Origin of the sequence: Nocardioides deserti (assembly GCF_014266025.1) — a bacterium.
GTDB classification, from domain to species: Bacteria; Actinomycetota; Actinomycetes; order Propionibacteriales; family Nocardioidaceae; genus Nocardioides; species Nocardioides deserti.
The window spans coordinates 1-4,945 of the sequence record NZ_JACMYC010000034.1 but is presented as its reverse complement, the minus strand read 5'-3'; the positions used below and the strand labels follow the sequence as shown (position 1 = coordinate 4,945).

Annotated in this window: 6 protein-coding genes; 3 read left to right on the top strand and 3 right to left on the bottom strand. The window is 73.5% G+C overall.

The window, feature by feature from the left end:
- The 3 genes from H7344_RS20970 to H7344_RS20300 form a co-directional block, all read right to left on the bottom strand.
- On the bottom strand, positions 1-320 hold a 320-nt coding region (locus H7344_RS20970), incomplete at its 3' end, for an alanine racemase (RefSeq protein ID WP_260989746.1).
- A gap of 170 nt (positions 321-490) precedes the next feature.
- The gene (locus H7344_RS20305; protein ID WP_222130942.1) at positions 491-910 is read right to left on the bottom strand and encodes a M15 family metallopeptidase; all 420 of its coding nucleotides are present in this window, start codon (positions 908-910) and stop codon (positions 491-493) included.
- A complete protein-coding gene (locus tag H7344_RS20300; protein ID WP_222130941.1) occupies positions 802-1,149 on the bottom strand; it encodes a M15 family metallopeptidase domain-containing protein in 348 nt (115 codons plus the stop codon). Before H7344_RS20300 ends, H7344_RS20305 begins: the two co-directional genes overlap by 109 nt.
- A gap of 162 nt (positions 1,150-1,311) precedes the next feature.
- Here H7344_RS20300 and H7344_RS20115 point away from each other — a divergent pair, with 162 nt between their 5' ends.
- From H7344_RS20115 to H7344_RS20105, 3 genes are all read left to right on the top strand, one after another.
- On the top strand, positions 1,312-3,555 hold the full coding sequence (locus H7344_RS20115) for a chemotaxis protein CheA (protein ID WP_186347765.1): 2,244 nt from the start codon (positions 1,312-1,314) through the stop codon (positions 3,553-3,555).
- Entirely contained in the window at positions 3,552-3,971 is a 420-nt protein-coding gene (locus H7344_RS20110; protein ID WP_186347764.1) for a chemotaxis protein CheW, read from the top strand. Before H7344_RS20115 ends, H7344_RS20110 begins: the two co-directional genes overlap by 4 nt.
- A 16-nt stretch (positions 3,972-3,987) precedes the next feature.
- Positions 3,988-4,945 (top strand): HAMP domain-containing protein (locus H7344_RS20105; protein ID WP_186347763.1); only part of this gene is annotated, 958 nt, incomplete at its 3' end.

Below are 4,945 nucleotides of genomic sequence, written 5' to 3'. Positions count from 1 at the left end.
CGGGCGCGGCCGGGCGCCGCCGCGGCCGCGGCGAGGTGCTCGAGGCCGGGCACGGCCACGTCGACGCCGGACGCGACCGCGGTGGCCCAGTCGGCGTCGACCGGGTTCAGCCAGCTCAGCGCCGGCGCGCGCAGCCCGGCCGCTCGCAGCGCGAACGCCTCGTCGAGGCTCGTGACGCCGAGCCAGGTCGCCCCGTGGGCCAGGGCGGTGCGGGCGACGTCGACCGCGCCGTGGCCGAAGCCGTCGGCCTTCACGACCGCCATCAGGTCGCCCGCGGCACGCTCGGCGAGGAGCCGCGTGTTGGCGCCGACCGCGGCCAGGTCGACCTCGAGCAGCGGTCCGGCGCCGGCCTGTGTCCCCGCCTGTGTCCCCGCCCGTGTCCCCGCCCGTGTCCCCGTCTGTGACCCCGTGGGTGTCCCCGTGGGTGTCCCCGTCTGTGACCCCGTGGGTGTCCCCGTGGGTGTCCCCGTCAGCTCGGGGCACAGCGCGCTCATGCGGCGACCTCGGCCGCGGTCACCTCGGGCGAGGGGTCGAGCACCGGCCCGTGCAGCGCGTGGCCGGCGCCGGTGACCAGCGCCCAGTACCGGTCGCCGTGGCTCCAGTGCCACCACTCCGTCGGATAGTTCACGAGGCCCTCCGCCCCCAGCACCTCCGCCAGCAGGTCGCGACGGGCACGTGCCGCGGCCGAGATGTGTGCCGCGGCGGTGAAGCAGCGGCCCCCGCTCTGCTCGGGCGTCGCGTCGATCGGCGTGCCGAGGTCGAGCTCGACCCCGGCCGGGTCCGTCGAGACGTCGACCAGGGTCAGGTCGACCGCGGCGCCGGCGACGTGCGGGGCGACGTCGAGCGGCGCGACGAAGCGGCTGGTGAGCCGCTCGAGGTCGGCCGGGCCGATGCCGGGGTGCAGGCGCACAGCTGCGCGGCGTACGTCTCGATGATCGCCTGTTGGGCGGTTGCGCTCCGGTGCCCCTCGACCACGCGCAGCCGCAGGCCGGCGGGCAGCGCGGCGTCGGCGCGGACCAGCCGCGCGGCCAGGCCCACGCGGACCACCGCGCCGGCGGGGGAGAGGTCGGTGCCGAGGCGGACCAGCGGCTCGCCGGACTCGATGACCGGCACGGCACGGACCCGCGGGTCCGCGAGGAGGATCGTCATGCCGGCAACCCTGCCGCCCGGCCACCCTCCACCGCGTCCACCTGAGGTGCCGGACCGCTGTCCTCGAGGAGGAGACGGCCCCCACCCCCGATCCGCTCAGGTCTCACCGCGCGCGACCGATGGAACGGCTGCCCAACATGGATGGAAGGCAGCAGCACACACATGGACGAGATGGACGAGATCGTCCAGGAGTTCCTCGTGGAGAGCCACGAGAACCTGGACCAGCTGGACCGCGACCTGGTCGCGCTCGAGCAGCAGCCCGGCTCCCGCGACCTGCTCGCGAGCATCTTCCGCACGATCCACACGATCAAGGGGACGAGCGGCTTCCTGGCGTTCGGCCGGCTCGAGGCCGTCACCCACGTCGGGGAGAACCTGCTCGCCCGCCTGCGCGACGGCAAGATGGTGATGACGCCGCCGACCACCGATGCCTTGCTGGCCATGGTGGACGTCGTCCGCGAGCTGCTGGCCTCGATCGAGGCGACCGGCGGTGAGGGCGAGGTCGACGTCGAGCCGGTCGTCCGGCGGGTCACCGCGGTCCTGGACGGCGAGGAGCAGCCCGCGGCGCCTCAGCACGCCCCCGCCGAGACGCCCGAGGCCCAGCCCGAGGCTCAGCCCAAGGCCCAGCCCGAGGCCCAGCCCGAGGCCCAGCCCGAGCCCGTCGCCGAGCCCGTTCCCGAGCTGGTCGCGGAGCACGCCACCGAGCCGGCCCGGCGAAACGTGGCCGACTCGTCGATCCGGGTGGACGTCGACCTGCTGGACACCCTCATGCGGCTGGTCGGCGAGCTGGTCCTGACCCGCAACCAGATCGTCCGCCAGGCCGGCGCCCAGGCGGCCGTCCCCGAGCTCGCGGGTGCAGCGCAGCGGCTGAACCTCATCGCCAGCGAGCTGCAGGAGGGCGTGATGAAGACCCGCATGCAGCCGATCGACCATCTGTGGTCGAAGCTGCCGCGCGTCGTCCGCGACCTCGGGGCGGCGCTCGACAAGTCCGTCGAGCTCGTCATGGAGGGTCGGGAGACCGAGCTCGACCGGTCGCTGCTGGAGTCGGTGAAGGACCCGCTGACCCACCTCGTCCGCAACGCGGTGGACCACGGCCTGGAGAGCGCCGCCGAGCGGCTCACCGCCGGCAAGCCCGCGCAGGGGGTGCTGACGCTGCGGGCCTACCACGAGGGCGGGCAGGTCGTGGTCGAGGTGTGCGACGACGGCGCCGGGATCGACCCGGACCGGATCGCCGCGAAGGCCGTCGAGCGCGGCCTGCGAACCCCGGCGCAGCTGGCGACGATGACGCACGCCGACGTGCTGCAGCTGATCTTCACGGCGGGCTTCTCGACGGCCGCGGCCGTCACGAACGTCTCCGGCCGCGGGGTCGGCATGGACGTGGTGAAGACCAACATCGAGGCGATGGGCGGCACCATCGAGGTCGAGTCCGTGCTCGGTCGCGGGACCACCTGCCGGCTCCGCATCCCGCTGACGCTGGCGATCGTGCCGGCCCTCACCGTGGAGTGCGCCGGGGACCGGTACGCCATCCCGCAGGTGAGCCTGCTCGAGCTGGTGGCCCTCGACGCCGACCGTGCCGCGAGTGAGGTCGAGGACGTCAACGGCGCGAGCGTCTACCGCCTGCGCGGGGCGCTGCTGCCGCTCGTGCGGCTGGCCGACGTCCTCGGGGTGGAGTCCGACCGGTCCGACGGTCACGTGCTCATCGCGGTCCTGCAGGCCGAGGGCAAGCGCTTCGGGCTGGTGATCGACCGGGTGCTCAGCACCGAGGAGATCGTGGTCAAGCCGCTCACCTCGCGGATCAAGGAGCTCGGGACGTACTCCGGGGCGACGATCCTCGGCGACGGGCGCGTCGCCCTCATCCTGGACGTGCAGGCGCTCGCGCGGCGGGTGCTGTCCGCGGAGGCGCTGGAGCGCGCCACCGGGCAGGCCACGGCGGTCGAGACCACGGTCGCGAGCGACCACCTGCGGATGCTCGTGGTCGGCATCGGCGGCGGCCGCCGCGTCGCCATCCCGCTGTCCTCGGTGACCCGGCTCGAGAGCATCGCCGCGTCCGCGGTGGAGCAGGTCGGCAGCCGCGAGGTGGTGCAGTACCGCGGGGCGATCCTCCCGCTGCTCCGGCTGGACCGGCACCTCGGTGCCTTCGGCGGCCAGGACAGCGACGAGCTCACCGTCGTCGTCTACTCCGCCGGCGACCGCAGCGTCGCGATCGTCGTCGAGGAGATTGTCGACATCGTCGACGAGGACGCCCAGGTCCGCAGCGACATCGACGACCACGGCCTGCTGGGGTCGGCGCTGGTGCGCGACCGCATCGTCGAGCTGCTCGACGTCCGCGCCGCGATCCTCGCCGCCGACCCCGGCTTCCACGACCACGCGCCGCTCGAGTCGGCGCCCGAGCTGGCGGAGGCCTTGTGAGCACCCGACTGGTCACCTTCACCCTGGACGACCGCGTCTACGGCGTCGACGTCGGCGCCGTCCAGGAGGTGCTGCGCGGACAGCCGCGCACCCGCATCCCCCTCGCGCCGACCAGCGTCGCGGGCCTCATCAACCTGCGCGGGCAGGTGCTGTCGGCGGTCGACCTCCGCGAGCAGCTCGGCCTCGCGGCGTACTCGGCGGACCAGGAGCCGATGCTCGTCGTCATCCGGGTCTCGGGCGAGCCGGTGGCCCTTCTGGTCGACAGCATCGGCTCGGTCGTCGACGTGGAGGCCGACCAGTTCGAGCCCCCGCCGGACACACTCGCGGGCGTCGCCCGCGACCTCATTCTCGGGGCCTACAAGCTCGAGGACCAGCTCCTGCTGGCTCTCGACGTCGACCGCGCCGTCGCGGCCTGAGAACGGAGACACGCCCATGAAGAGCCCCCTCACCTGGACCGTCGGGCGACGCCTGGCAGCGATCGCCGGCATCGGCATCACGACCTCGGTCCTCATCACCGGCGTGGCCGTCCACGGGCTGCAGCAGGTCGACCGCCTCAGCGAGGAGCTCGCCGCCCTCGAGGACACGCGGTCGGGCCTGCATGCCATCGACACCCGCTCGAGCGAGCTGAAGTACGACGCGCTGAAGTCCCTCACCGCGGACCAGCCGAGGGACGTCGTGAGCGACGTCGAGGACGACGTGGCCACCATGGAGGAGCTGATCGCCTCGCTCCCGTCGGACAACATCGAGATCAGCGCCGAGGAGGTCGCGGCCTTCAGCGCGGCGCTCGACGGCTACGGCCGCGACATCGCGGCCTTCGTCGCGGGCGCGGTGAAGGACCAGCGGGCGATGTTGGCCCGGGTCGGGGAGATCCAGGAGGCGAACGGCAAGGTCGACGACCTGATCGGTGGTGCCGTCGAGGAGCTGACCGCCTCCGCCGAGGCCAAGACCGCCGAGGTCGACGAGGCGCGCAGCGACATGATGCGCGACATCGTCCTCGTCGCGCTGCTCGGCATGCTGGCACTGGGCGGACTCGCCTACCTGATCGCCCGGTCGATCACCCGACCGCTGCGTCGTGGCATCGACGTGCTGCAGGCCCTCGCCGAGGGCGACCTGACCCAGCGCGTGCCGGAGGTCTCCACCGCCGAGCTCGGCGAGCTCGAGCAGGCGCTGAACGCCTCGGTCGGCTCGGTCGCCCAGATCGTGACGGCGGTCTCCGAGTCCGCCGAGGCCGTTGCCGGTGCGGCCGAGGAGCTGTCGGCGGGGTCGCAGCAGATCGCTGCGGGTGCGGAGGAGACGTCGGTGCAGGCGGGTGTGGTCTCGGGTGCTGCTGAGGAGGTGTCGCGGAACGTGTCGACGGTGGCGGCGGGTGCGGAGCAGATGGGTGCTTCGA

Coding starts and splice junctions, on each gene's coding strand:
- H7344_RS20300 (WP_222130941.1), bottom strand. CDS start 1,149: ATGACGATCCTCCTCGCGGACCCGCGGGTCCGTGCCGTGCCGGTCATC.
- H7344_RS20115 (WP_186347765.1), top strand. CDS start 1,312: ATGGACGAGATGGACGAGATCGTCCAGGAGTTCCTCGTGGAGAGCCAC.